Origin of the sequence: Reyranella aquatilis, assembly GCF_020880995.1 — a bacterium.
Lineage (GTDB): Bacteria > Pseudomonadota > Alphaproteobacteria > Reyranellales > Reyranellaceae > Reyranella > Reyranella aquatilis.
Window position 1 is genome coordinate 303,346 of sequence record NZ_JAJISD010000007.1, and the last position, 23,661, is coordinate 327,006.

The window sequence follows — 23,661 nt, forward strand, 5'->3', positions numbered from 1 at the left end:
CCTAGTTCCGGCAGCACCACTCGAGCATGCGCTTCATGAACTCCTCGCCGGCATCGATCTGCGAGGCCAGGATGAACTCGTTGGGCTGATGCGCCTGGGCGATGTCGCCGGGGCCGCAGACCACGGTCGGCACGCCCAGCACCTTGCGGAAAATGCCGGCCTCGGTGGCATAGACCACCGCGCCCACCGTGTTGGAGCCCGACCAGCTGCCCGCCAGCGCTTTGGCGTCGTCGTTGCCCTCGGGCGAGAAGGCCGGGGTCGAGGCGCGCAGCTCGGTCTCGATGGCAGCGGCGGGATGCTTGGCCTTCATCTTCGGCAGCAGCTCTTCCTTAAGCCACTTCTTGGCGCGCTCGCCCAGCTCCTCGATCGGCCGGGTGGGCAGCTCGCGATAGCCCCACAGCACCTCGCATTCGCGCGCCAGGATGTTGCCCGCGGTGCCGCCGACGATGGTGCCGACGTTGAAGGTCGCGGCGGCCGGCATGAACTCGCTGTTCTTCGGCGCGGCGGCCTCGAGCTCTTCCTGCACCGTGTTGAGGTAGTGGATGAACTCGCCGGCGAAATGGATCGCGCTGACGCCGAGATGGGTCATCGAGGAATGCGCCTCGAAGCCGGTGAACTTGGTGACGTAGGACTGGCTGCCCTTGTGGGCATGCACCACGGTCATCATGGTCGGCTCGCCGATGATGATGACGCGGGGCTTCGGCACTTCGCTCGCCATGCGGGCGGCCAGCGAATGGGCGCCGAAGCAGCCGATCTCCTCGTCGTAGGACAGCGCGAAGTGGATCGGCTTCTTGAGCGGCGCCTTCAGGAACTGCGGCAGCATGGCGAGGCCGATGGCGTAGAACGCCTTCATGTCGCAGGTGCCGCGGCCGTAGTACTTGCCGTCCTTGAGAGTGAGCGTCCACGGGTCGGTCACCCACGGCTGGCCGTCCACCGGCACGACATCGGTATGGCCGGACAGGACCACGCCGCCCGGCACGTTGGGGCCGATGGTGGCGAACAGATTGGCCTTCGAACCGTCCTCGTTGGGCACCAGCTTCGAGTCGATGCCGTGGCCCTTCAGGTAGCCCTGCACGTATTCGATGAGGGCGAGGTTGGAAAAGCGCGATGTGGTGTCGAACGCCACGAGCTTGCGCAGCATTTCCACGGAACTGACGATCTCTCCGGCCATGATGTCCTTGTCTTACCCGACCCGCGTGCCTTGCCCGACCCGCGTCGCGGTCAAATGGAACTCCGGCCGATCATGGACAGGAATTCGCGCCGTGTCTCGCCATTGTCGCGGAAGGCGCCCAGCATGCGGCTGGTCACCATGGTGACGTCGGACTTGTGGACACCGCGCGTCGTCATGCACTGGTGCGCCGCCTCGATGACAACCGCCACACCGCGCGGCTGCAGCACTTCCTGAAGCGTGTTGGCAATCTGCGCCGTCAGCTTCTCCTGGATCTGCAGGCGGTAGGCATAGGCGTCGACCACGCGGGCCAGCTTGCTGATGCCGACCACGCGTTTGTCGGGCAGGTAGCCGACATGGACCTTGCCGATAATCGGCACCATGTGGTGCTCGCAATGCGATTCGACGCGGATGTCGCGCAGCGCCACGACCTCGTCGTAGCCCTCGACCTCCTCGAAGGTCCGCTGCAGCATGTCGCGCGGGTCCTGGTCGTAGCCCTTGAAGAACTCCTCATAGGAGCGGACGACGCGGTCCGGCGTGCCGGCCAAGCCTTCGCGGCCGGGATCGTCGCCGGCCCAGCGGATCAGGGTGCGAACGGCGGCCTCGGCCTCCTCGCGCGACGGGCGGGTCAGGCCGGTGGCGAGCGATATCGCTCCACCCGGCTTCACCATCTTGTTCATCTGCAGTCTCCTCGATCCGCGTGGCCTAGTTGAGGCTGCGCTGCGCCGTCGGCGTATCCAGCGAAAAAGTGGGGATTTCGATGTCGAACTTCACGCCAGCCTCATCAACCATCTGATACGTGCCGCCCATGATTCCGGATGGCGTGGAAAGCGGCGTGCCCGACGTGTACTCGAATGTGTCACCGGGACGCAGCAGCGGCGTCTTGCCGACGACCCCCGGACCTTTGACTTCCTGCAGCCGGCCCAGCCCGTCTGTGATCTTCCAATGGCGGCTGCGCAACTGCACCGCGACGTCGCCCTGGTTCTCGATCCGCACCGTGTATGACCAGACATACTGCGACTTCGCCGGCTCGGACTGGTCGGGCAGGTATTGCGGTTGGACCGTCACCAGAATGGCGCGGGTTGTGGCTTTGTACATGGTCGGGCGACTTCCTTACGGGCTCTGACATGGGAGTTTCGGCCCAAAAGGTCAAATGCGTCTACAACCACCTCGGATCGGCGGTGAAGTCGATGGTGAGCCAGCGATGCGGACCCTCGCCGCCGATCGCCTCGGCAATTTCGCGGCGCAGGGCGTCCGCCTTGCCCACGCTGTCGATCGAGGACTCCGGCGGCACCGCGACGTGGATCTCGATGAACTGGGCACGGCCGACCTTGGCGACATAGCTGGTATAGGTCTTGAAGCCGTGGCGCGCGATCACCCCGTCCATGACCTGCCGCACACGCGCATCGAGTTCGGGCGGCGTGATCAGCAGGATCTCCTGCAGCGCCTTGCGCACCGCCTGGATGGGCACGAAGACGAGGACCATGGTGAGCAGAGCGAGCACCGCCGGGTCGGCGTAGGGCGCGAGATGGGCGTAGGCCGTCCCCTTCAACGAGGCGCCGATGACGAAGGCCACGAGCAGGGCGGAGGTAATGGAACCCGCCATCAGCCAGCCCTGCGTGTCGAGCCGGATGAAATCGGAACCGATCTCGCGGTTCAGGCGGCGCTCGTAGAAGAACATGCTGAAGCAGGCCACGCAGACCAGGATGGCGTAGGCCATCGCCCAGTCGAAATCGAGGTGGCGGCCGCCAGCCAGCAGGCTACCGACCGCGTTCAGGAAGGCATAGAAGCAGAGCAGCATCAGCGTGCCGCCGTTGAAGGCCAGCACCATAGGCTCGATGTGCCAGTAGCCGAACTGGAACCGCCGGTTCTCGGTGACGCGCGTGACGAGGCGCGTGACGAACAGCGCCAGGCCCGACATCGCCGCATCGATGGCCGAGAACACGCCGTCGAACAGGATCGACAAGGATCCGGACAGCAGGCCGAACAGCACACCGACCGACGCCACCCCGATGGTGACGGCGATGGAGATTTTCAGGAGTCTCTGTTCGGCGGTCGCGGTCTGCATGAAATGGACTAGACATCATGCGCCTCTCCCCCGCTAGGGGGGGAGAGGAGCATGAAAGTCAGATCGGGAAAATCAGACAGGTGGTCGTTCCGTGGGCCAGCAGCTTGCCAGAGGCATCGGTCAGGCGGCCTTCCGAGGTGGCGATGCGCGAGCCGATGTTGATGACCTTGCCCTCGGCGCGGACCGGCCCCGTCCGGTCGGACATGGCACGCACGTAGTTCACCTTGATCTCGACCGTGGTGTAGCCGCTGCCGGCCTTCAGCATGGTGTGGATGCAGCAGCCCATCACCGAATCCAGCAGCGTGGCGGCGATGCCGCCATGCACCGAGCCCAGAGGGTTGTAGTGGTCGAACACCGGCGTATAGCCGAACACCACGCGCCCCGCCTCGACCTCGATCAGGCTGAAGCCCAGGGCCTTGGTGATCGGTGGCGCCGGATACCGTCCCTCCAGCAGCCCTTTGAAGAGATCCAGCCCGTCCAGCGTGCGCGCCACTTCGATCGGCACCACGCCAAATCCAGCGTCTCCAGCCATGTCAAACTCCGTCCGAATTTAGGTGCATATACACATTGAGACTTTGCTGGCGCAAGAACCGGCGATACTCTCTGCCGATGACCGCCGTCCCGTCCCCGCTCCGCCTCTCGCCGGCCGAATGCACCTGCTTTCGCGTGCGCAGCGCGGCGCGCCGCGTCACCCAGATCTACAGCCGCCACCTCGCGCCGACGGGACTGCGCATCTCGCAATTCTCGCTGCTGGGCCACGTGATCGCGCGCGGCCCCCTCAGCATCTCCGAACTGTCCGACCGGCTGGCGACCGACCGCACGACGCTCACGCGCAACCTGCGGCCGCTGCTCGCCTCGGGCGTGATCGAGCGCGCGGCCGCGGGCGATAAGCGCCGCCACGAGCTGGTCGCGACGCTGGCGGGACGCGCCCTCTTCAAGCGCGCCCTGCCGATGTGGGCCGCCGCCGAGCAGGAAGTGCGCGACGCGATGGGCACGAAGCTGACCGCCGACCTGCACGTCGCCCTCGATCGGTCGATGGAAAAGCTGGCGCCGCTTTAGACGTTGGCGGCAAAGAAGCCGAGTTCGAGTTCCATCGCGCGGCGATAGTGCGCGCGCACCGTCTCGCTGTCCTCGGCATGACGGTCGAGCAGCGCTTCGAGCTCAGCGGCCAGCGCCTCGAAGGCGGGATCGGCGTAGGTCTTCACCCACTCCGCGTAGAGCGGCGCCGGGCTGGTGGCCGCCAGCGACCGGCCGAGATAGGCGTAGAGCCGCATGCACGGCGTCATGGCCGCGATCGTCTCGCCCAGATGGCCGCGTCGCGCCGTCTCCAGCAGGAAATCGACATAGGCGCGGGTCGCCTCGACCGGCGCGACGCCGGCCAGTTCGACCTGCCAGCGGTCGGCATAGCTCTTGTGCAGCTTGAGCTCCTGCAGCACGCCCGCGATCAAGCCGGCGAAGCCGTAGAGGTCTTCACGCGCCGTCGAGTTGGCGAGGCAGAAGGCATAGGCCCGCGCGAACGCCTCGAGGAAATAGGCGTCCTGCGCGACGTAGCCCTTGAAGCAATGGACGGGCAGCGAGCCGTCCCGCAGCCCGCGCACGAAGCCGTGCGCGAGGATGCGTTTGGCAAGGTCGACATTCGCCGCCCACAGGTCGGCCGACAGCGACACGCCTTCCACTCCAGGCCCGTCGCCTCAGCCGCCCAGGGCCTGGACGAGATCGCCCACGATGTCCTCGGCATCCTCGAGGCCGACCGAGATGCGGACCGTGCCGTCGGTGATGCCGAGCTTGGCGCGCTCCTCGGCGCCGATGCGCATGTGCGTCGTCGTCGCGGGATGGGTGACGAGGCTCTTGGCGTCGCCCAGGTTGTTGGAAATGTCGACGAGCTGCAGGCGGTTCAGCGTCTCGAACGCCGCCCACTTGCCGGCCTTGAGGTCGAAGGTCACGACGCCGCCGAAGTCGGACATCTGCTTCGCCGCCAGCGCATGCTGCGGATGGTCGGGGCGGCCGGGATAGAGCACGCGGCCGATCGCGGGATGCGCGGCCAGCGCGTCGGCGACGCGGCGGGCATTGGCGCAGTGGCGCTCGACGCGCAGGCCGAGCGTCTCCAGGCCCTTGACCAGGACCCAGGCGTTGAACGGGCTGAGCGCCGGGCCGGTGTTGCGGATGATCGGCTGCAGCTTTTCGAGGATGAATTCCTTCGAACCCAGCACCGCGCCGCCCAGGGTGCGACCCTGACCGTCGATGTACTTGGTCGCGGAGTGGACCACGATGTCGGCGCCGAACTCCAGCGGCCGCTGCAGGATCGGCGTGGCGAAGGCGTTGTCGAGGACGACCTTGGCGCCGGCCCTGTGCGCGAGGTCGCACACCGCCTTCACGTCGACGATGTCGAGCATCGGGTTTGACGGCGATTCGAACAGTACCGCCTGCGTGGGCTTGCTGAGCGCCTTCTCCCACTGCGCAAGATCGCCGCCGTCGACCAGCTCGCTCTCGATGCCGTACTTCGGCAGCAGCTCGGCCACTATGTAGTGGCAGGAGCCGAACAGCTGGCGGGCCGCGACGATGCGGTCGCCGGCCTTGAGCAGCGCCAGCAGCGCGAAGAACACCGCCGACATGCCGGTCGAGGTGGCGCGACAGGCCTCGGCGCCTTCCAGCGCCGCCAGCCGGTTCTCGAACATGGTGACGGTCGGATTGCCGAAGCGCGAATACTGGTAGTGGTTGCTCTCGCCCTTGAAGGTGGCCTCGGCCTCCTCCGCGCTCGAATAGGCGTAGCCCGAGGTCAGGAACAGCGCCTCCGACGTCTCGTCGAAATTGCTGCGGATCTGCCCACCGCGCACGGCACGGGTCTGGGTGCGCCACTTCGAGGTATCGGCTTCGGCCTTCTTCTTCGGAATCGATCCGTCCATCTCACTTCTCCTCTCGCCGCGCGCCCTTTCCCGACGACGCAAACGAAAAACCCCCGACCTGGAAGGACGGGGGTTTTGCGTAACCTCCGACCTTTTAGCGATGTTTAACGTGGTCGCAAGCCGGTCGGCTCAAATCTCCACGGCCGCCTCTATAAGGGCGGCGGTCGCTCCGCGCAAGCCCGTCAATCGGGCTTCACGTCGGCGGCGCGCGCGACCTCAGTCCACTTCTTCAGCTCGGCGGCGGTGTGCGCGGCCAACTCCGCAGGCGTGGACGAGGCGATCTCGTAGCCGAGATCGGAGATCTTCTTCGCGACCTCAGGATCCTTCAGTGCCTTCAGCAGCTCCGCGTTCAGGCGCTGCACGATCGGCGCCGGCGTCCCCTGCGGCGCATAGAGGCCGGCCCAGGTATAGGCCTCGACGCCGGCGACGCCCTGCTCCGCGAGCGTCTTGAGTTCGGGCAGCGCAGGCGAGCGCCTGGCCATCGCGAGGCCCAGCGCGCGCAGTTTGCCCGCCTGGATCTGGCCCATTGCCGGTGCCAGCGCGTCGAACACCACGTCGATCTCGCCGGCCAGCAGCGCCTGCTGCGCGGGCGCCGAGCCCTTGTAGGGAATGTGCTGCATCTTCACGCCGGTGCGCAGCCGGAACAGCTCGGCGGTGAGATGCAGGATCGAGCCGTTGCCGGAAGAGCCGTAGTCGAACTTCGGACTGCGCTGGATGAGCGCGATCAGGCCCGGAATGTCCTTCGCGGGCGAGTCGGGCCGCACCAGCACCACCATCGGCACAATGGCGGCGAGGCCGATCGCGGCGAAGCTGGTCGGGTCGTACTTCAGCGACGGATTGACCGCGGGCACGATCGCCAGGGTGGAGACCGTGCCCATCAGCAGCGTGTAGCCGTCCGGTGCGGCTTGCGCGAGCAACTGGCCCGCAAGGCCGCCGCCCGCGCCCGGCTTGTTCTCGATGACGAAGGACTGACCCAGACCTTCGGCCATCTTCGGGGTGACGATCCGCGCGATGATGTCGGGCACGCCGCCCGGCGCGAAGGGGATGAGCACTTTTATCGGCTGGCCTTTCGGCCACTCCGCCTGCGCTTGCGCCGGAGTGGCCAGCGCGGCCGCACCCAGGGCACCGAGTGCCGCGCGACGTGTGATGCTCATGGTTTCCCCCTTCGTGCTTTTCTTCTTCTCCAGCTCGAGCCCCGACTCGTCTCCTCCCCCGTCATGCGGGGGAGGCCGGGAGGGGGGAACGCCACGCGACGATCGTCGATTGCGAAGAGATCAGACCTGTTGCCTTCCCCCTCCGCCCCCTTTCGGGGGCACCTCCCCCGCATGACGGGCGAGGCTTTGATTGGCTCTCTAGTGCTTCTGCTTGGCGAGCGCCTGCTCGCGGAGCTTGCTCATGGTGATGCGCGAGGTGATGGCCTCGGCATCGGTCTTCACATGGATGATCGCGGGCTTGCCGGCGCCGAGCGCGCGTTCGAAGGCAGCCTCGAAGTCAGCCGTGCGCTCGACCGTCTCGCCGTGGCCGCCGAAGGCGCGGGCATAGGCCGCGAAGTCGGGGTTCTTAAGCTCCGTGCCATGGACGCGCGTGGGATATTCGCGCTCCTGGTGCATGCGGATCGTGCCGTACATGCCGTTGTCGACGACGATGAACACCACGTTCGCACCGTGCTGGACCGCAGTTGCAAACTCCTGCCCGTTCATCAGGAAACAGCCGTCGCCGCTGAACGACACGACGGTGCGGCCGGGCGCGGCGATCTTGGCCGCCACCGCGGATGGCACGCCGTAGCCCATCGAGCCGTTGGTCGGCGCGAGCTGGGTACGGAAGCCGCGATACTGGAAGAAGCGGTGCACGAAGCCGGCATAGTTGCCGGCGCCGTTGGTGACGATCACGTCGTCGGGCAGGCGCTTGTTCAGCCAGCCCACGATCTCCGCGAGATTCGCGGACCCCGGCTGCGGCGTCGGCTCGATGTTCTTCAGGTAGTCGGCGCGCGCCGCGGGCACGGTCGCCTTCCATGCCGAGGCATCGACCGGCTTCATCGCCCTCGCCGCGGCGGCGAACTGCGCCATGCCCGAGTTGATCGGCAGGGTCGCCTGGTAGACGCGGCCCAGTTCCTCGGCGCCGGCATGCACGTGCACCATCTTCTGAGCCGGCACGGGCAGGTCGAACATGGTGTAGCCGCCCGTGGTGGCCTCGCCCAGGCGCGGACCGATCGCGATGATGAGGTCGCTCTCCTTGATGCGCTTGCCGAGCGGCGGGTTCACGCCGAGGCCGAGATCGCCGACGAAATTTTCGTGACGGTTGTCGATCAGGTCCTGGTTGCGGAAGGCCGTCGTCACCGGCAGGTGGTTGGCTTCGACGAACGCCTTGATGTCGTCGCAGGCCTTCGCGTCCCAGCCGCCGCCACCCAGGACGACCAGCGGCTGCTTCGCCGCCGCCAGCAGCTCGCGGAACGTCGCCATATCCTCCGGCGGGGGCGCGCCGCGCGCGACCTTGTAGGGACCGGCATCAGCGACCTCGACCTCGTCGACCAGCATGTCTTCCGGCAAGGCGATGACCACCGGTCCCGGCCGGCCGTTCATGGCGCGATGGAACGCCTGGCTCACGATTTCGGGAATGCGGCGGGCATCCTCGATCTGGGTCACCCACTTGGCCATCTGGCCGTACATGCGGCGATAGTCGATCTCCTGGAACGCCTCGCGCTCGGCCTGCTCCCGCGCGACCTGGCCGACCAGCAGGATCATGGGCGTCGAATCCTGGAAGCCGGTATGCATTCCGACGCTGGCATTGGTTGCGCCGGGCCCGCGCGTGACGAAACAGACGCCGGGCTTGCCGGTCAGCTTGCCGTAGGCCTCGGCCATGTAGGCGGCGCCGCCTTCCTGCCGGCAGATGACGTAGCGGATGGAATTGCGCTGCGCATAGAGCGCGTCGAGGGCGGCCAGGTAGCTTTCGCCGGGCACACCGAAGATCGTGTCGGTGCCGTGGATACGCAGTTGGTCGATCAGAACCTGCGCGCCGCTGCGGCGCGGGTATGCGGTAGCCATTTTCGAGATCTTTCCCTTACTTCGTGGGTGAGAAGGTGGTGGGCACCAATATCTTGTTGTTCATGTGCTTCATGTATTCTCGGCTTTTCTGCAAATAGGCCTGCCATGCGGGATCGGCGGCCATCGCGGCGCGGCGCTTCGTGCGGTCGGCCAGATCCTCGTAGCCCCACATGTGAACGATCTCGTTCACGTTGCCGACCTCGGTCGTGTAGTAGCCGACCAAATTGCCAAGATGCTTCAACTGGACCGGCAGCCCCTCCTTTTCGTAGAGCGCGAGGAAGTCGCGCAACCGTCCCGGCTGCAGCTCATAGGTGCGATGGTCGACGATCATTTTCCAGTTCCTCCCGAGTTCCGCGCGATTGTGTGCCGTGCTCGGCCGCGCCTCAACCCCGCCGCAGCGGTGGACTCATGATGGGAATCGGCGCATAAGTGCTGCATTGCGACACTAGCCGACGAGCATCATCATGAGTCTCGGCCCAGTCGCGGAGCGCGATACCGGTCAACGTCTTCCCGTGAGCTACTTGGTCATCTGTCAAAGGTCATCGAAACGCTTGGACGCATCCGTCCAGCAAGCGCGCGCCGGACTCCGCTCGATCCTTCCTCTAGCCCAGAGCCTTGAATGAGTCGCAAATTGTTTGTGGGCAACCTGCCCTATTCGGTCACGTCTGAGCGTCTGCAAGAAGCCTTCTCTCAGTTCGGCACCGTTACATCCTCGAAAGTGATCGTGGATCGCGAGACCGGCCGCAGCCGCGGCTTCGCGTTCCTCGAGATGGAAACCGATGACCAAGGCGCCTCGGCCATGCAGGCCATGAACGGCGCGTTGCTGGATGGCCGCTCGATCGCGGTCCGTGAAGCCGTCGAGCGTCAGCCCGGTGGTGGCGGCGGTGGCTTCGGTGGCGGTGGCGGTGGCGGCGGCCGTGACGGCGGAGGCTTCCGTCCGCGCGGCCCGCGTCCGCCCTATGGCGGCGGCGGCGGCGGTGGTGGCTACGGCGGCGGCGGTGGCGGCGGCTACGGTGGTGGCGGTCGTGACGGCGGCGGTGGTGGCTATCGCGGCGGCGGTGGCGGCGGCTACGGTGGCGGCGGCCGCGAGGGCGGCGGTGGCGGCTACGGTGGTGGCGGCCGCGAAGGTGGCGGCTACGGCGGCGGCGGCGGCGGGTATCGTGGCGCCGGCGACGGTGGCCCGATGCGCGATCGTCGCGCCGACTTCTCCGGCGGCCCGCCGCCGGCCGGCTTCGACCCTGCCGGCGGTGGCGGCGGCGGCGCTGGCGACTTCGGCAAGCCGCCGCGTCGTCATGGTGGCGGCGGTGCGGACCGTCCGCGTCGCGATCGCGACTACGAGCCCCGCAAGCGCGGCTTCGACGACGATCAATAGAAATCGGACTGACCTTTCAGTCGACGAGAACGCCGGAGCACCCCTCCGGCGTTTTTCTTTGCGCCGGTTTCTTTGAGACGGACGCCGGAATGTTATGCTCTCGCCATCGACGGAGGTGGGCATGAGGCGACGGTCGGCGCTCGTAGGCTCCTTGGCGGCGCTGGCGGCGGGAACGCCGGCCCGCGCCCAGACACCGGTCGACTTGCAACTCGTCCTGGCCGTCGACGTCTCGCGTTCGATCGACGAGGTCGAGGCCGAGCTCCAGCGACGCGGCTACATCGAGGCCTTGACCAACGATCGCGTCATCGACGCCATCCTCTCGGGTGAGCACAAGCGCATCGCCGTCTGCTACACGGAATGGGCCGGCACGCACTATCAGGTCGTCGTCCTCGACTGGACCGTGATCGACACGCCGGGCGCGGCGCGGCGCTTCGCCGAGAAGCTCGCGGAGGCGCCGCGCGCGTCGCAGAGCTGGACCGCCGTCGGCGCCGCCCTCGCCCATGCCGGCCAGCGTTTCGAGAACTCGCCCTTCGTCGCGAAGCGACGCGTGATCGACGTGTCGGGCGACGGCCGCACCAACGACGGACCGCCTGCGGAGATCGTCCGCGACAAGCTGGTGTCGCAGGGCATTGTCGTGAACGGCCTGCCGGTGATGATGAACCGCACCAACTTCGGCCGTCCGCCCGACCTCACGCTCGACAAGTACTACGAGGAGAGCGTCATCGGCGGGCCGGGCTCGTTCATGATCGTGGCCGACAATTTCGACCATTTCGGCCGCGCCGTCCGTACCAAGCTGGTGCGCGAGATCTCGGCCGCCGACGGACCGATCCGCTCCTCGCCGGCCTGATCGCTTCAATTTCCCTTGGCCGCGATTGCGGGAAGCCGCATCATCGGCGCTGCAAAGCCGTCGAAGATGGAGCTCACCAAGATGCTGGCGAACGACCCGGTCACCCAGGCGCGGATCGACCTGACGACCGCCCTGCGCGCTGCCGCGCGGCACGGGCTGAACGAAGGCGTCTGCAATCATTTCAGCATGACCGTGCCCGGCCGCGAGGAGCTGTTCCTGGTCAATCCCCAGGGCCTGCACTGGTCCGAGATCACGCCGTCCGACATCGTGATGGCCGACGGCGAGGGCAACATCGTCGAGGGCAAGTACGAGGTCGAGCCGACCGCCTTCTACATCCACGCCCGCATCCATGCCGGCAACCCGCGGGCCAAGGTCGTACTGCACACCCACATGCCCTACGCGACCGCCCTCACATCGATCCGCGACGGGCGCATCGAGATGTGTACCCAGAACGCCTTCCGTTACTGGGGCCGCATCGCCTACGACGAGAATTACGGCGGTGTCGCCCTGTCGAACGACGAAGGCGAGCGCATGTGCCGGGCGATGGGCGACAAGGACATCCTGTTCCTGCGCAACCACGGCGTCATCGTCTCCGGCCCGACCGTTGCCCAAGCCTACGACGACCTTTATTACCTCGAACGGGCGGCGATGGTTCAGGTGCTGGCGATGCAGACCGGCCGGGAGCTGCACAATATCGACGAGGCGATGGCCGAGCATACGGCCAGGCAGATCGCGGGAGAGGCGCAGCAGGCCTTCCTGCATTTCGAATCGCTGAAGCGCATGCTCGACCGGGATGAAGCCGGCTGGAGCAGGCTGACGGCGGTCGAGGGACGTTAGGGGAAAGACGCATGCGCATTGCCGCCACTCTTGTCGCGCTCTCGGCGCTCTGCTTCGCCGTGCCGGCCTCGGCGCAGGGCTATGGGCTGGGAGGCGGGCCGAAGCTCGGCGAAATCGAGATCAAGGCCTACCAGAAGATCCCCAAGGTCAAGATCGCCGTCCAGCTCACCTCGGACACGCATCTCGCGCGCGAGCTGCGGCGCCAGGTCATGGTCCGCCTGACCCAGCGCGGCAACCAGGTCGGCTTCAGCGGCGGCAACATCATGCGCATGGACGTGAGCTACTTCGACCTGAGCGGCGGCGCCGATCGCGAGATGCCGATGATGCAGAGCCAGGATTACGAGACCGGCGCCAACCCGCGCCTCATGCTGCCCGCCAATCCGATCGGCCGACGCGACACGATCCCGGCGGCACCGTCGGGCGCGACGCTGCGCATCTCCCTCACGCTCTACGAAGCGAGCGGCGGGAAGGTGCTGTGGACCGCGACCGGCTCCTGCAGCGTGCGGTCGAGCCAGGCGATGGCCGGGGGCATGTCGATCGTGAACCACATCTTCGACAATGCCGATGCCAACCGCGTCGCCGACGCCGGCTGCCCGCTCTAGAATTACCCAAAGAACGAGAACGAAGGAAACGTCATGCCGCGTCTGGCTCCGCTCGACCTGAACAAACTCACCCCCGAACAGAAGAAGGTCGCCGACGCGATCATGTCCGGCCCGCGCGGCGGCCTGCGCGGACCGTTCGAACCGTGGCTGCGCAGCCCGGTTCTGGCCGACCGCGCCCAGAAGCTCGGCGAATACTGCCGCTTCCACAACACGCTGCCACGCGACCTGTCGGAACTGGCGATCTGCCTGGTCGGCCGTCACTTCAAGGCTCAGTTCGAGTTCTATGCGCACGCGCGCCTCGCCAAGGAGGCGGGGCTTCCGGAAGACATCATCGAGGCCGTCCGCCTGCGCGCCACGCCGCCGTTCAAGCGCGACGTCGAGAAGGTCGTCTATGATTTCGTCACCGAGTATCTCGAGACCAATCGCGTCGCCCCGCCCAACTACAAGCGCGCCATCGATGCGTTCGGCGAGCAGGGCGTGGTCGATCTGGTCGGCGTGTGCGGCTATTACATGCTGGTCTCGATGACGCTCAACGTCTTCGAAGTGCCGCTGCCGCCGGGCGAGCCCGACCCGCTGCCGTAGGCGGCAATGGATCTCGCGAACCTCGCGCTGTTCTCCGCTGCCGCCCTGGCGATCGCCCTATCGCCGGGACCCGGCATTTTCTACGTCGCGGCACGCACACTGGCCGGCGGTCGTGGCGAAGGCCTGGCGTCGAGCTTCGGCACGGGGCTGGGCGGCCTGGTGCATGTCGCGGCAGGCGCCGTCGGCGTCTCGGCCCTGGTGATGGCGAGTGCGGAGGCCTTCACGATCCTGAAGCTCGCCGGCGCGCTCTATCTGGTCTGGCTCGGCCTCAAGGCGATCCGCGAGGCGCGCCAGCCCTTCGAGGCGAACGTGACGACGACCGGTGCGGCCAGGGCCTTTCGCGAAGGCATCCTGGTCGAGGCGCTCAATCCCAAGACCGCCGCCTTCTTCCTGGCCTTCCTGCCGCAGTTCGTCGATCCGTCGGCCGGCCCGGTCTGGCTGCAGTTCCTGCTGCTGGGGCTGATCTCGGTGGCGCTCAACACCGCCGTCGACGTGGTGATCGCGATGCTCGCGTCCCGCGCCCGCTCGATCGCGGTCGGGCGGCCGGCCCTGCTGCGCCGCCTTCGAACCGGTGCCGGCGGAACCATTGCAGCGCTCGCCATTGCGCTCCTGTTCCCGCGGCGGCCGGCCGCTCTGGGATAGCGAAGATCCCTCGCCAAGGCTCGGGATGACGCGCTCGGCGCGTCACTCCTCGAAGATCGCGACGGCGCGCGTCCAGCCGGCCGAGGCGCCGCGGATCTTGTGCGGAAAGCAGGCGATGGTGAAGCCGTCGCCGGGCAGCGATTCGAGATTGTGCAGCTTCTCGAGATGGCAGTAGCCGATGTCGCGGCCGGCCTTGTGGCCTTCCCAGATGATCGACGGATCGTGGTCCTTCGCCCACTTCTGGGCGGTGAAGTAGAACGGCGCGTCCCAGCTCCAGGCGTCGGTGCCGGTCAGGCGCACGCCCTTCTCCAGCAGGTAGATCGTGGCGTCGTAGCCCATCCCGCAGCCGGCATTGACGTAGTCGCTGTTGCCGTAGCGCGAGCCGGCCCGCGTGTTGACCACGACGATCTCGAGCGGCTTCAGCTCATGGCCGATCCGCTTCAGCTCTTCCTCGACCTCGGCGGCGGTGATGACATGGCCGTCGGGCTTGTCGCGGAAGTCGAGCTTCACGCCGGGCTGGAAGCACCATTCCAGCGGTACCTCGTCGATGGTGATGGCGCGCTCGCCCTTGTTCATCGTCGGATGGAAATGATAGGGCGCGTCGAGATGCGTGCCGTTGTGCGTCGAGAGGTTGACGTTCTCGACCGCCCAGCCGGCGCCGTCGGGCAGGTCTTCCTTCTTGAGGCCGGGGAAGAAGCCGGCGATCTGGCCGGCCGTATCGGCATGCTTGTGGTACTGGATCTTCGGCCCGAACGGCGGCGGATCGGAGATCACGTCGTTCTCGAGATAGATCGAGAGATCGACGAAACGACGGGGCATGGGGCGTCCTCTTGCTTCAGGGACCGGTGAGCGCACCCAGGATCGAGCGGGTCAGCAGCTTGCCGATGCACTTCTGGCCGAAATCGTTGAGATGCAGCCCATCGAGCTGCACGAACTGGGCATAGGGCATGCCGTCGTCGTACCAGCCGCGCATGATGTCGTAGCGGCGGAACAGGCCGGCGGAAAAATCCCTGGCCGCGTTGGCCATGGCCTTCTCGTAGGCTTCCTTGTCGGGCGCGGCGGCCACCGCCGGCACGTATTGCAGGTTCATCAGCACGAAGTCCGCGCCCAGCGAGGTGCCGAGCTTGAGGCCGGCACGGAGGGTCGAATCGAACTTCTCGATCGGCATCTGGCGGATGGCCGCGTTGGTCCCGGTCTGCCAGATGACGAGGGAAGCCGGATTGCCCTCCATCTCGGTGCGCATGCGGGCGGCCATCTCCTCGACGTCCTGGCCGCCAATGCCGCGGTTGATCACGTCGATGTCGATGCCAGGCAGCGCCTTCTCGAGGCCGATGCGAAGCTGCGTGGGAAAGGCGAAGGCCGGGTTGGAGACGCCATAGCCGGCCGTCGTCGACGAGCCCAGCGCGATGATCCGCAGCACCTTCTTCTCGGCGATCGCCTTGCGCGAGATCGGCAGGGTGGTGCCGAGTTCGAGCATGGCCGGCTTGGCGCGGCAGAGCGTCATCGACTGGGCGAAGGCCGGGCCGGCTGCCGCGATCGACAGGGCGATCGCGAGGGCGACGACCAGGCGGGCGAGGACGCGCTTCATCGTGCCGCCCCGACGGCGGGCGCGCGTGTCGGCGTGCGCGTTCCCCCGCGCTTGAACCAGGCGGCCACATAGGCGGCCGCGCACATGATCGCGATACCCGCCACGCTCACGACAATCTGCGACACGATCGAATCTTCATAGTAGCCAACGATCACCTGGCCGCTCAGCGCCAGGAAGGTCCCGATGCAGAATATAAGCAGAGACGCCTCGCCGCACCTGCGAAGCGGCTGCCAAATGGGCCACTTCAGGGCCGGCGCGTCAATGGGCACGGCGATCCGGACCAGCCAGGCAATGGCCAGGAAGTGCAGGAATCTCAGGACGTCGATGTTGGTCTTGTCGATCGGGTAGATGATCCGCCCCACCCAGGCCGGGATCAGCCGCTCCAGCGGATTGTACTGCCAGGACAGGGCAATCAGGGCCGCGAAGAGCAGGAAGGCGACGGCCAGGACCGTCAGGGGCGTGCGGTATCGATCGAGCCGCGACAGTCCGGGGCCGAACACGGCACAGGCCGCCCCGACATGGAACACCACCTGCCAGGCCATGGGGTTGAAATACCAGACCTTTTCGTCCGGGTAGGCAGGCAGGCTCCAGTCGTAGTGGCAGGTCGCGGCATAGAGGGCGACCGAAAGGGCGATCACCACCCAGGGCCAGCGCACCAGTACGGGCAGGACCCACGGGAATGCGGCGAGCAGCACGATATAGAGCGGCAGCACGTCGAGGTTCACCGGCCGGAACTTGAGAAGCGCCGCCTCGAGGATGGCGCGATAGGGGTTCTGGCCCAGGCCGAGCAGTTCCATCTCCTCGATCAGCGCCGGGGCGTCGCGGGCGATCGAGACCCAGGCGATCTGGGCGGTGAAGGCGACGAACAGGAGGATGTGCGCCACGTAGAGCTGCCAGACCCGGCGGTAGATGCGCGCCGCGGTGCGCGGCCAGCCCTCCTGGTCGAGCATCCGGCCATAGGCGATGACCGCGGTATAGCCGGAGATGAAGACGAAGATCTCGGTGGCGTCGCTGAAGCCGTAGTTACGGACGGTCAGCCAGCTCACGATGTTGGTCGGTATGTGGTCGAGGAAGATGAACCACAGGGCGAGGCCGCGGAACAGGTCGAGACGGATGTCGCGAACGGAGACGGCGGCCATGCCCCATTGGTACCGCAGGCGAATCGTCTGCGCTACGCTCCCATGCGGAGGAAGAAATGACCAGAACCCCCTTGCTGCTCGTCCCCGGCGTGCTGTGCTCGCCACGCCTCTTTGCCGCGCAGGTCGCCGCGCTCGAAGGGCAGGCCGACATCGTCGTGCCCGACTGGCGCAAGGCACCGCTGTCGATCTGGGGCAGTTGGGAAAGTGCCGCGCGCTGGGTCGTGGATCAGATGCCGGCGGAAAAGTTCGCGCTCGCGGGCCTGTCGCTGGGCGGCATGCTCGCCGTCGAGATCATGCAGTTCGCCGCTGAGCGCGTGACGAAGCTCGCCTTGCTCGATACCGGCATGCGCAGCCAGAACGAGGCCGAACGCGCCGTGCGCCGGGCCCGCATCCGGCTCGCCAACGAAGGCCGGTTCGAGCTTGTTCTCGGCATGCAGATGACGCGCTTCATCCCGGCCTATCGGCTTCCCGACAAGGTGCTGGTCGACGAGGTGATGACGATGTGCGGCGAGATCGGCGTCGAGATCTACAAGCGGCAGGAGGAGCTGGCCGCGATCCGCGTCGACCGTCGTCCCGACCTGCCCCGCATCAAGTGCCCGACCGTCGTGGTGTGCGGCCGCGACGATGCAGCGACGCCGCTCTTCCTGTCGGAGGAGATCGCCAAGGCCATCCCCGCGGCAAGCCTCGCTGTGATCGAACAGTGCGGCCATCTCGTCACGATGGAGAAGCCCGAGGACACCAACCTGATCCTGAAGACCTGGCTGGAGCGGTGAGTCCAGAGCCTCTCCATCGAACAAAGACAAGTCTCTACACAGTGACGCCACCCTGAGAAGCGGTCCGCAGGACCGCGTCTCGAAGGGTGAGCGCGAGCACCGCGCATGTTGCCCCTCCTTCGAGACGCACGCCTTCGGCGTGCTCCTCACGATGAGGTGGCGCGGGTGGACGAGGCTCTAGCCGATGACCTTCTTTTCCCGCAGCGCCGCGATCTCCGCGGCACCAAGACCGGCCAGGTCCTTCAGCACCTGATCGGTGTGCTCGCCCAGGGCCGGCGGGGGGCGCGTGTCGTCGACCGGCGTATCAGAGAAGTGGTAGTTCGAGCCGATCAGCGGCACCTCGCCGACGCGGCTGTGCCTGTAGGTCTTCAGCATGCCGCGGCGCTTCACCTCCGGCTCGTCGAGCGCCTCCTTCATGGTGCGGATCGGACCCGCGGGTAGATGGCGCAGCTTCTGCGCCCAGTTCTCCTTGGTGTCGGTCGTCAGAACCTCTTCCATCAGGCGCGTCAGCTCGGGCTTGTTGGCGACGCGATTGGCCACCGTGTCGAAGCGTGGATCGGTGACCCATTCGGGATGGCCGAGCGCCTTGGCCGTGTCGGCGAACAGCTTCTGGTTGGCGACGGCCATGTAGATCTTGCCGTTCGACGTGTTGAACGAGCTGTTGGGTGCCGAAGCGAAATGGCCGTTGCCGGCGCGGCGCGGCTGATCACCGCCGATCAGGTAATAGGAGCCCATGTTGCCCAGCGACACGAGCGCGGTGTCGTAGAGCGCAAGGTCGATCTGCTGTCCCTTGCCGGTATCGCGCCGTGCATAGAGTGCGGCATTGATCGCGGCCGTGGAGTGGATCGCCGTCATCGTGTCGACGATGGCGATGGCGTGGCGCAAGCCCTCGCCATCGGCCTCGCCGTTGACGCTCATCATGCCCGACTCGGCTTGCAGTACCGGATCGTAGCCGGGACGGTCCGACAGCGGCCCGGTCTGGCCGTAGGCCGAGATCGAGAGATAGATCAGCTTCGGATACTTCGCGGCGAGGCTCGCATAATCGAAGCCGTACTTCTTCAGCACGCCGGGGCGGAAGTTCTCGACCAGCACGTCGGCGCTCTCGAGCAGCTTGCGCACGATCGCCTGGCCTTCGGACTTGGTGAAATCGAGAGCGACGCTCTTCTTGCCCCTGTTGTAGGTCATGAAGAAGTGGCTCTCGCCGCCGGGACCGCCGGCGCGCGGACCGGCGCCCTTGCGCGTGTCGTCGCCCCCGTCGGGATTCTCGATCTTGATCACCTCGGCGCCCATGTCGGACAGCATCTGGGTGCACATGGGGCCCGCAATCACGCGGGAGAAATCGATGATGCGAATGCCGTCGAGCGGCGGCCGGCCTGACTGTGACATGGGCGCAAGGTAGGGCTGCAGCCGGCGTGCTGTCCATGCGCAGGAGATACGCTAGACTTCCCACCCATGGACACATTTCGCATGCCGCTGTCTCGCCGCAGCCTGTTCGCTCTTCCGCTTCTCGCAGCCCTGCCGGCCGCTGCGCAGACCGAAACGTTTCCGACCAAGGCGATCCGCATCATCGTGCCGTTCGCGCCGGGCGGCTCCGGCGACATCACCGCGCGCCTGGTCGGCAAGTATATCGAGGAGAAGACCGGCCAGCCCTTCATCGTCGAGAACAAGCCGGGCGCCAACGGCATCGTCGGCGCGATGTCGGTCAAGGTCGCGCCGCCGGACGGCTACACGCTGATGCTGGCCACGACCTCGACCAACGCCGCCAACGTTCACATGTACAAGAACCCGGGCTACGACCCGGAGAAGGACTTCGCCGTCGTCGGCATCATCGGCTCCTCGGGCACGTTCCTCGTGGTGGCGGCCGACAGCCCGTACAAGACTCTCGCGGAGCTGCTGGCCGATGCCAAGGCGCGGCCGGGCAAGCTGAACTTCGGCTATTTCAACGCCAGTTCGCAGGTCCCGGCCGAGGTGCTGGGCAAGCGGGCCGGGGTCGAATGGCAGGGTGTCGGCTACAAGGCTATCGGCAATGCCTGGAACGATCTCTACGGCGGCGCCATCAACTTCATGTTCGTCGACCTCACCGCCGGCCGCGGTCAGGTGGTCGACAAGAAGGCGCGCGCGCTCGCGATCTCGCTGCCCAGCCGCAGCCCCCTCTATCCCGACATTCCGGTTCTAGCCGAGAGCTTCCCCGGTTTCGTGACCTCGGGGTTCCTGGCGATCGCCGTGCCGAAGGCGACGCCACTACCGATCCAGCAGCGACTGAACACGCTGATCAACGAGGCGATCACCGCGCCAGAGAACAACAAGCGCCTGACCGAGGAGTTCGCCCTTACCGCCAAGCCCCTTACGCTCGAGCAGTGCGCCCAGCAGGATCGCGACGAGCGGGCCAAGTGGGCCGACTACGTCAAGATCGCGAAGATCGAGCCGCAATAGGACTTATCGCGAGCCCGGCGACGGGTCTCTCCAGCGCGCCAGCGGAACATGATCGGCACCGTCGCCCCGGTCCTCGGCTTGACCGGCGGTCTGGTCCTCACCCAGCGACGAGGCCGCGACGGCAGCCGCGCGTTCCCGCAGGAAGACCTCGGCGGCCTTCTCGCCCTCGGCCATCAGTCGGCCGATATTCTCCGAGCCGCGATCGATCTTTCCCTCGTAGTCGAGCAGGTCCTGCAGCTCGACCGGCATCTCGATGCAGGGGATGTGGTAGGGCTTGGCGACGTCGGTATGGAACGACTTGGGAATACGCACCGGCGCCTTGATGTCGAAGCGGCTCAGGAATTCCGGGCGGAAGGCATCGGCCAGGATCAGGTCGTTCATGAACTCGAGATGCCCGAGCTGCTGGAACAGCGAGATGTTGCCCTCGAGCTGGTTGCGCCGGTCGACGATCTCGCCGGGCTTCACCGGCACCCGCCGGCTGGCGGTGGGGTTGATCTTGATCAGCCAGATCTCGTCGGGAATATTCGCCTCCCCGACCGAGCGCGGGCGCAACAGTTCCTCGACCGGCGGGTTGTCGGAGAACAGCCCGTCCCAATAGGCGTCGTCGCCGATCGGCACCGCGGGAAAGATGTTCGGCACCGCGCAGGAAGCCAGCACATGCTCGACCCGGATGGGCTCGCGCGCGGACACGAACTTGGCGAGCGCGCCGCTGCTCACGTTCGCCGCGCCCAGCATCAGGACCGGCCGCTGCGGCCGCGGTCCCCACGCGGCGATCTCGGCGAAGTCGATGTGCTTCTCCAGCAACCCGCGGAAATCGGAGAAGCCCATGCGCTGGCCGGTCGTCATGAACTCCATCATCGACTGCATGATCGGCGACGAGGGGCTGAGCTGCAGGGTCGGCATCATCCCGGCATTCACCAGCCGCACGGTTTCGACGATGAAGCGATTGATGGCATGCTCGACCGGGCCTTGGGCGGTGTTCTCCTCCCAGAAGTCCATCATCCGCTTCCAGACCGGCCGCTCGCCCTTCATGAACGAGTACCAGAGCAGCGTTGCGCACACGGCCCCGCCCGAGGTGCCGCTGATGGCCACGAACTCGAACTCCTCCCGCAGCCGGGCCTGGGCCTGGCAGAGCGCTTTCAGCGCACCGGCGGTAAAGGCCGTCTGGCTGCCGCCGCCCTGGCAGGCGATGGCGATCTTGGTCTTGGGCATCACGCGTTCCTCGATAGGCGGTGTCGCACTCTAGCGCGACACCGCCGGTTTTCATCGTGCGACGGGTCGCCACCACGATCTAGAACCAGACCTTGAGCCCCACCAGCGCGCGCACCAGCGAGGTCGGCTCGCCCGACGCCGCGACGAAGCTCGCAGTATTGCCCGTGTACTGCTCGAAGGAGACGCCGAGATAAGGGGCAAACTCCTTGCGGATCTCGTAGCGCAGCCGGAGTCCGAGTTCGAAGCGGGAGAGTCCGCTGCCGAGCTGGATCGCGGGATCGTCCTTCGAGGCGACCATCGCTTCCAGATAGGGCGTGGCGATCAGCTTCTGCGACAGCAGCGCGTCGTAGGAAGCCTCGAGTCGTGCGCTCACCACCCCCGTCTGGCTGACGCCCGCCACGAAGTCGACGTGGATTCCGTACGGTGCGAGCCCCTCGAACCCCGCGAGGAAGCCCGAGCGTGTGACTCCCTCGTCGAACACCGTGAACTGCACGCCGGCCTTGGCGTCCCAGAAATCGGAGACCAGCCGGCTGTAGAAGAAGCGGCTGTCGATGCCTTTGGTGCCGCCCTCGTTGTCGATATGGCCGTTGTCCCCGACGATGCCGGTGTTCGCCAGCCGGAGCTTGTTGCGGTCCTCGCCGATCCAGGCCGTCGCCGCCCACTCGGTCGCGGGCGCGATCGAGGAGACGCGTTTCTCGGCGCGGGCGTCGACGCGCCAGAACGTCTCCTGGTCGTCCATGGCGAGGGCCGGCGATGCCAGGGCCACCAGAAGGGCGGCCGCCGGCAGCAGGTCAGTGGTGCGCATGACCGCCTCCTTTTGCCGGGGTTGACGAAGCCGCCGGCAGCGGCGTGCCTCTTGCCGACACCACGAACTCGCGGAACATGCCGGTCATCATGTGGTACAGGAGATGACAGTGGAACGGCCATCGGCCCTCCTCCGTCATGTGCACGGTGACGCTCACCGTACGGCCGGGCGGCACGATCACCACATGCTTGCGCGGCCGCTCGTCGCCCGCGCCATTCTCCACGTCCATCCAGAGTCCATGAAGATGGATGGGATGGTTCATCATGGTCTCGTTCCGGAAGACCAGCCGGACCGTCTCGCCTTCGGTGAAGTTCATCACCGGCGCCTCGGAATACTTCCGGTCGTCGAACGACCAGAAGAACTTCTCCATGTTGCCGGTGAGCCTGATGTCGATGGTGCGATCCGGCGGGTTGAGCCGATAGGCGCGATTGGCACGCTTCAGGTCGGTGTAGGACAACACCTTCGATCCCGGCGGCGCATCGACCGGCGGCACGTGGACGAGGCCCGACAGCTCGTCGGACGCCATGGCCCCGTGGTTCATCTTGGAATGGTCCATCTTCGAGTGATCCATTCCGGCCATGCTGCCGCCGTGCCCCATGTCGGCTTCGGTGAGCAGCGAAGGCGGCCGCAGCACCGGCGCCGGTCCCGTCATGCCGGCTCGAGGCGCGAGCGTGCCCCGCGCAAAGCCGCGACGGTCGATGGACTGCGCCTCGATCGTGTAGGCGCGGTCGTCCTTTGGCTCGACGATCACGTCGTAGGTCTCGCCGACGCCGATGCGAAACTCGTCGACCTCGACCGGCTTCACGTCCTGGCCGTCGGCCTGCACGACCCTCATCCGCAGGCCCGGGATGCGCGCATCGAACAGGGTCATCGCCGAGCCGTTGATGAAGCGCAGCCGGACTTTCTCGCCTGGCCTGAATAGGCCGGTCCAGTTATCTGTGGGACCGCGACCGTTCACCAGGAACGTGTAGCCCGTGACGTCGGCGAGATCGGTCGGGTCCATCCGCATCTCGCCCCACATCAGGCGGCTCGCGATGACGGCCTGCTTCTCCTCCGTCGTCTTCGCGGCCGAAAGATCGCGCATCAGGCCCGGCAGCGTGCGCCTGCGATCGTTGAAGTAGCCCGGCTCCTGCTTCAGCTTGCGCAGGATCGCGCCGGCGGACATCGGGTGATGGTCCGAGAGCATGACGACATAGTCGCGCGCCACCTTCTCGCGCTCGCCCTTCGCGGGCTCGATGACGATGGGCGCGTACATGCCCTCCTGCTCCTGCCCACCGGAGTGGCTGTGATACCAGTAGGTGCCCGCCTGCCGGACCTTGAAGCGATAGGTGAAGGTCTCGCCCGGCTTGATTCCGCCGAAGCTCACCATCGGCACGCCGTCCATGTAGAAGGGCAGCAGAATGCCGTGCCAGTGGATGGAGGTGTCCTCCTTGAGCCGGTTGGTGACGTTGACCGTCACCTCCTCACCCTCCTTCCAGCGAAGCACGGGACCTGCGATTTCGCCGTTGATCGAGAACACGCGGCGCGTCTGGCCGTCGATCGCCACGTTGGTGCGATCGATGACCAGATCGTAGGTGCCGGCGAAAGCGGGAAGAGTCGCGGTGAAGACAGCGGCAGTCGCCGCCCATGCGAGCAATTTCATGGCGGCC

Annotated in this window: 26 protein-coding genes and 1 riboswitch; of the genes, 9 read left to right on the top strand and 17 right to left on the bottom strand. The window is 66.5% G+C overall.

The window, feature by feature from the left end:
• Position 1: 1 nt before the first annotated feature.
• The 5 genes from argE to LJ725_RS17775 all read right to left on the bottom strand — a co-directional run bounded on the left by argE (position 2) and on the right by LJ725_RS17775 (position 3,768).
• Positions 2-1,171, bottom strand: a complete 1,170-nt coding sequence (gene argE / locus LJ725_RS17755; RefSeq protein WP_230551974.1) for an acetylornithine deacetylase — start codon at positions 1,169-1,171, stop codon at positions 2-4.
• 50 nt (positions 1,172-1,221) lie between these two features.
• Positions 1,222-1,848 carry a GTP cyclohydrolase I FolE gene (gene folE / locus LJ725_RS17760; RefSeq protein ID WP_230551975.1) on the bottom strand — a complete coding sequence of 209 codons (627 nt, stop codon included), beginning with the start codon at positions 1,846-1,848 and terminating at the stop codon, positions 1,222-1,224.
• A 25-nt stretch (positions 1,849-1,873) separates the two neighbouring features.
• Positions 1,874-2,266, bottom strand: a complete 393-nt coding sequence (apaG, locus tag LJ725_RS17765; protein WP_230551976.1) for a Co2+/Mg2+ efflux protein ApaG — start codon at positions 2,264-2,266, stop codon at positions 1,874-1,876.
• 61 nt (positions 2,267-2,327) lie between these two features.
• On the bottom strand, positions 2,328-3,236 hold the full coding sequence (locus LJ725_RS17770) for a cation diffusion facilitator family transporter (RefSeq protein ID WP_230551977.1): 909 nt from the start codon (positions 3,234-3,236) through the stop codon (positions 2,328-2,330).
• A 58-nt stretch (positions 3,237-3,294) separates the two neighbouring features.
• On the bottom strand, positions 3,295-3,768 hold the full coding sequence (locus tag LJ725_RS17775; RefSeq protein WP_230551978.1) for a PaaI family thioesterase: 474 nt from the start codon (positions 3,766-3,768) through the stop codon (positions 3,295-3,297).
• A gap of 77 nt (positions 3,769-3,845) precedes the next feature.
• Between LJ725_RS17775 and LJ725_RS17780 the strand changes: the two genes are divergently transcribed.
• Entirely contained in the window at positions 3,846-4,295 is a 450-nt protein-coding gene (locus tag LJ725_RS17780) for a MarR family winged helix-turn-helix transcriptional regulator (RefSeq protein WP_230551979.1), read from the top strand.
• On the opposite strand, the gene LJ725_RS17785 is transcribed toward LJ725_RS17780, so the two are convergent.
• The 5 genes from LJ725_RS17785 to LJ725_RS17805 all read right to left on the bottom strand — a co-directional run bounded on the left by LJ725_RS17785 (position 4,292) and on the right by LJ725_RS17805 (position 9,511).
• Complete coding sequence (locus LJ725_RS17785; RefSeq protein ID WP_230551980.1) at positions 4,292-4,903, bottom strand: TenA family protein; 612 nt, start codon at positions 4,901-4,903, stop codon at positions 4,292-4,294. The genes LJ725_RS17780 and LJ725_RS17785 overlap by 4 nt on opposite strands.
• 24 nt (positions 4,904-4,927) lie before the next feature.
• The gene (locus tag LJ725_RS17790; protein ID WP_230551981.1) at positions 4,928-6,139 is read right to left on the bottom strand and encodes an O-succinylhomoserine sulfhydrylase; all 1,212 of its coding nucleotides are present in this window, start codon (positions 6,137-6,139) and stop codon (positions 4,928-4,930) included.
• A 74-nt stretch (positions 6,140-6,213) separates the two neighbouring features.
• A riboswitch (SAM riboswitch) is annotated at positions 6,214-6,290 on the bottom strand.
• 31 nt (positions 6,291-6,321) lie between these two features.
• Entirely contained in the window at positions 6,322-7,293 is a 972-nt protein-coding gene (locus tag LJ725_RS17795) for a Bug family tripartite tricarboxylate transporter substrate binding protein (RefSeq protein WP_230551982.1), read from the bottom strand.
• Positions 7,294-7,491: 198 nt separating this feature from the next.
• Entirely contained in the window at positions 7,492-9,180 is a 1,689-nt protein-coding gene (locus LJ725_RS17800; RefSeq protein WP_230551983.1) for a thiamine pyrophosphate-binding protein, read from the bottom strand.
• 16 nt (positions 9,181-9,196) lie between these two features.
• Positions 9,197-9,511 carry an NIPSNAP family protein gene (locus tag LJ725_RS17805; protein WP_230551984.1) on the bottom strand — a complete coding sequence of 105 codons (315 nt, stop codon included), beginning with the start codon at positions 9,509-9,511 and terminating at the stop codon, positions 9,197-9,199.
• Positions 9,512-9,799: 288 nt separating this feature from the next.
• Between LJ725_RS17805 and LJ725_RS28990 the strand changes: the two genes are divergently transcribed.
• The 6 genes from LJ725_RS28990 to LJ725_RS17835 all read left to right on the top strand — a co-directional run bounded on the left by LJ725_RS28990 (position 9,800) and on the right by LJ725_RS17835 (position 14,062).
• Positions 9,800-10,552: an RNA recognition motif domain-containing protein gene (locus LJ725_RS28990; RefSeq protein WP_268990721.1), complete on the top strand. Its 753-nt coding sequence runs from the start codon at positions 9,800-9,802 to the stop codon at positions 10,550-10,552.
• Positions 10,553-10,673: 121 nt separating this feature from the next.
• Entirely contained in the window at positions 10,674-11,399 is a 726-nt protein-coding gene (locus LJ725_RS17815; RefSeq protein ID WP_230551985.1) for a DUF1194 domain-containing protein, read from the top strand.
• Positions 11,400-11,465: 66 nt separating this feature from the next.
• Entirely contained in the window at positions 11,466-12,236 is a 771-nt protein-coding gene (locus tag LJ725_RS17820; RefSeq protein WP_230551986.1) for an aldolase, read from the top strand.
• 11 nt (positions 12,237-12,247) lie between these two features.
• Positions 12,248-12,838, top strand: a complete 591-nt coding sequence (locus LJ725_RS17825) for a hypothetical protein (RefSeq protein ID WP_230551987.1) — start codon at positions 12,248-12,250, stop codon at positions 12,836-12,838.
• Positions 12,839-12,871: 33 nt separating this feature from the next.
• Entirely contained in the window at positions 12,872-13,420 is a 549-nt protein-coding gene (locus LJ725_RS17830; protein ID WP_230551988.1) for a carboxymuconolactone decarboxylase family protein, read from the top strand.
• 6 nt (positions 13,421-13,426) lie between these two features.
• Entirely contained in the window at positions 13,427-14,062 is a 636-nt protein-coding gene (locus LJ725_RS17835; protein WP_230551989.1) for a LysE family translocator, read from the top strand.
• Positions 14,063-14,104: 42 nt separating this feature from the next.
• On the opposite strand, the gene LJ725_RS17840 is transcribed toward LJ725_RS17835, so the two are convergent.
• From LJ725_RS17840 to LJ725_RS17850, 3 genes are read right to left on the bottom strand one after another with little or no spacing between them, the layout of a single operon-like run.
• Positions 14,105-14,881 carry a cyclase family protein gene (locus LJ725_RS17840; protein ID WP_230551990.1) on the bottom strand — a complete coding sequence of 259 codons (777 nt, stop codon included), beginning with the start codon at positions 14,879-14,881 and terminating at the stop codon, positions 14,105-14,107.
• A gap of 16 nt (positions 14,882-14,897) precedes the next feature.
• On the bottom strand, positions 14,898-15,650 hold the full coding sequence (locus LJ725_RS17845; protein WP_230551991.1) for an SGNH/GDSL hydrolase family protein: 753 nt from the start codon (positions 15,648-15,650) through the stop codon (positions 14,898-14,900).
• Positions 15,647-16,789: an OpgC domain-containing protein gene (locus tag LJ725_RS17850; protein WP_230551992.1), complete on the bottom strand. Its 1,143-nt coding sequence runs from the start codon at positions 16,787-16,789 to the stop codon at positions 15,647-15,649. Before LJ725_RS17850 ends, LJ725_RS17845 begins: the two co-directional genes overlap by 4 nt.
• 56 nt (positions 16,790-16,845) lie before the next feature.
• Between LJ725_RS17850 and LJ725_RS17855 the strand changes: the two genes are divergently transcribed.
• Positions 16,846-17,562, top strand: coding sequence for an alpha/beta fold hydrolase (locus LJ725_RS17855; RefSeq protein ID WP_230551993.1), 717 nt, complete (start codon positions 16,846-16,848; stop codon positions 17,560-17,562).
• A 177-nt stretch (positions 17,563-17,739) separates the two neighbouring features.
• Here the strand turns inward: LJ725_RS17855 and LJ725_RS17860 are convergent, their stop codons facing one another.
• On the bottom strand, positions 17,740-18,948 hold the full coding sequence (locus tag LJ725_RS17860) for a CaiB/BaiF CoA transferase family protein (RefSeq protein WP_230551994.1): 1,209 nt from the start codon (positions 18,946-18,948) through the stop codon (positions 17,740-17,742).
• Positions 18,949-19,029: 81 nt separating this feature from the next.
• On the opposite strand from LJ725_RS17860, the gene LJ725_RS17865 reads away from it, so the two are divergent.
• A complete protein-coding gene (locus tag LJ725_RS17865; protein ID WP_230551995.1) occupies positions 19,030-19,995 on the top strand; it encodes a Bug family tripartite tricarboxylate transporter substrate binding protein in 966 nt (321 codons plus the stop codon).
• A 3-nt stretch (positions 19,996-19,998) separates the two neighbouring features.
• On the opposite strand, the gene LJ725_RS17870 is transcribed toward LJ725_RS17865, so the two are convergent.
• The 3 genes from LJ725_RS17870 to LJ725_RS17880 form a co-directional block, all read right to left on the bottom strand.
• Positions 19,999-21,207, bottom strand: a complete 1,209-nt coding sequence (locus tag LJ725_RS17870) for a patatin-like phospholipase family protein (protein ID WP_230551996.1) — start codon at positions 21,205-21,207, stop codon at positions 19,999-20,001.
• Positions 21,208-21,286: 79 nt separating this feature from the next.
• Positions 21,287-22,012: a copper resistance protein B gene (locus LJ725_RS17875; protein WP_230551997.1), complete on the bottom strand. Its 726-nt coding sequence runs from the start codon at positions 22,010-22,012 to the stop codon at positions 21,287-21,289.
• A complete protein-coding gene (locus LJ725_RS17880) occupies positions 21,999-23,654 on the bottom strand; it encodes a copper resistance system multicopper oxidase (protein WP_230551998.1) in 1,656 nt (551 codons plus the stop codon). The genes LJ725_RS17875 and LJ725_RS17880 overlap by 14 nt, the downstream gene beginning before the upstream one ends.
• Between the last annotated feature and the right edge of the window lie 7 nt (positions 23,655-23,661).

Coding starts and splice junctions, on each gene's coding strand:
- LJ725_RS17795 (WP_230551982.1), bottom strand. CDS start 7,293: ATGAGCATCACACGTCGCGCGGCACTCGGTGCCCTGGGTGCGGCCGCG.
- LJ725_RS17880 (WP_230551998.1), bottom strand. CDS start 23,654: ATGAAATTGCTCGCATGGGCGGCGACTGCCGCTGTCTTCACCGCGACT.
- folE (WP_230551975.1), bottom strand. CDS start 1,848: ATGAACAAGATGGTGAAGCCGGGTGGAGCGATATCGCTCGCCACCGGC.
- LJ725_RS17825 (WP_230551987.1), top strand. CDS start 12,248: ATGCGCATTGCCGCCACTCTTGTCGCGCTCTCGGCGCTCTGCTTCGCC.
- LJ725_RS17790 (WP_230551981.1), bottom strand. CDS start 6,139: ATGGACGGATCGATTCCGAAGAAGAAGGCCGAAGCCGATACCTCGAAG.
- LJ725_RS17875 (WP_230551997.1), bottom strand. CDS start 22,012: ATGCGCACCACTGACCTGCTGCCGGCGGCCGCCCTTCTGGTGGCCCTG.
- LJ725_RS17780 (WP_230551979.1), top strand. CDS start 3,846: ATGACCGCCGTCCCGTCCCCGCTCCGCCTCTCGCCGGCCGAATGCACC.
- argE (WP_230551974.1), bottom strand. CDS start 1,171: ATGGCCGGAGAGATCGTCAGTTCCGTGGAAATGCTGCGCAAGCTCGTG.
- LJ725_RS17805 (WP_230551984.1), bottom strand. CDS start 9,511: ATGATCGTCGACCATCGCACCTATGAGCTGCAGCCGGGACGGTTGCGC.
- LJ725_RS17775 (WP_230551978.1), bottom strand. CDS start 3,768: ATGGCTGGAGACGCTGGATTTGGCGTGGTGCCGATCGAAGTGGCGCGC.
- LJ725_RS17835 (WP_230551989.1), top strand. CDS start 13,427: ATGGATCTCGCGAACCTCGCGCTGTTCTCCGCTGCCGCCCTGGCGATC.
- apaG (WP_230551976.1), bottom strand. CDS start 2,266: ATGTACAAAGCCACAACCCGCGCCATTCTGGTGACGGTCCAACCGCAA.
- LJ725_RS17865 (WP_230551995.1), top strand. CDS start 19,030: ATGCCGCTGTCTCGCCGCAGCCTGTTCGCTCTTCCGCTTCTCGCAGCC.
- LJ725_RS17870 (WP_230551996.1), bottom strand. CDS start 21,207: ATGCCCAAGACCAAGATCGCCATCGCCTGCCAGGGCGGCGGCAGCCAG.
- LJ725_RS17815 (WP_230551985.1), top strand. CDS start 10,674: ATGAGGCGACGGTCGGCGCTCGTAGGCTCCTTGGCGGCGCTGGCGGCG.
- LJ725_RS17830 (WP_230551988.1), top strand. CDS start 12,872: ATGCCGCGTCTGGCTCCGCTCGACCTGAACAAACTCACCCCCGAACAG.
- LJ725_RS17800 (WP_230551983.1), bottom strand. CDS start 9,180: ATGGCTACCGCATACCCGCGCCGCAGCGGCGCGCAGGTTCTGATCGAC.
- LJ725_RS17770 (WP_230551977.1), bottom strand. CDS start 3,236: ATGCAGACCGCGACCGCCGAACAGAGACTCCTGAAAATCTCCATCGCC.
- LJ725_RS17855 (WP_230551993.1), top strand. CDS start 16,846: ATGACCAGAACCCCCTTGCTGCTCGTCCCCGGCGTGCTGTGCTCGCCA.
- LJ725_RS17845 (WP_230551991.1), bottom strand. CDS start 15,650: ATGAAGCGCGTCCTCGCCCGCCTGGTCGTCGCCCTCGCGATCGCCCTG.
- LJ725_RS17850 (WP_230551992.1), bottom strand. CDS start 16,789: ATGGCCGCCGTCTCCGTTCGCGACATCCGTCTCGACCTGTTCCGCGGC.
- LJ725_RS28990 (WP_268990721.1), top strand. CDS start 9,800: ATGAGTCGCAAATTGTTTGTGGGCAACCTGCCCTATTCGGTCACGTCT.
- LJ725_RS17840 (WP_230551990.1), bottom strand. CDS start 14,881: ATGCCCCGTCGTTTCGTCGATCTCTCGATCTATCTCGAGAACGACGTG.
- LJ725_RS17820 (WP_230551986.1), top strand. CDS start 11,466: ATGGAGCTCACCAAGATGCTGGCGAACGACCCGGTCACCCAGGCGCGG.
- LJ725_RS17860 (WP_230551994.1), bottom strand. CDS start 18,948: ATGTCACAGTCAGGCCGGCCGCCGCTCGACGGCATTCGCATCATCGAT.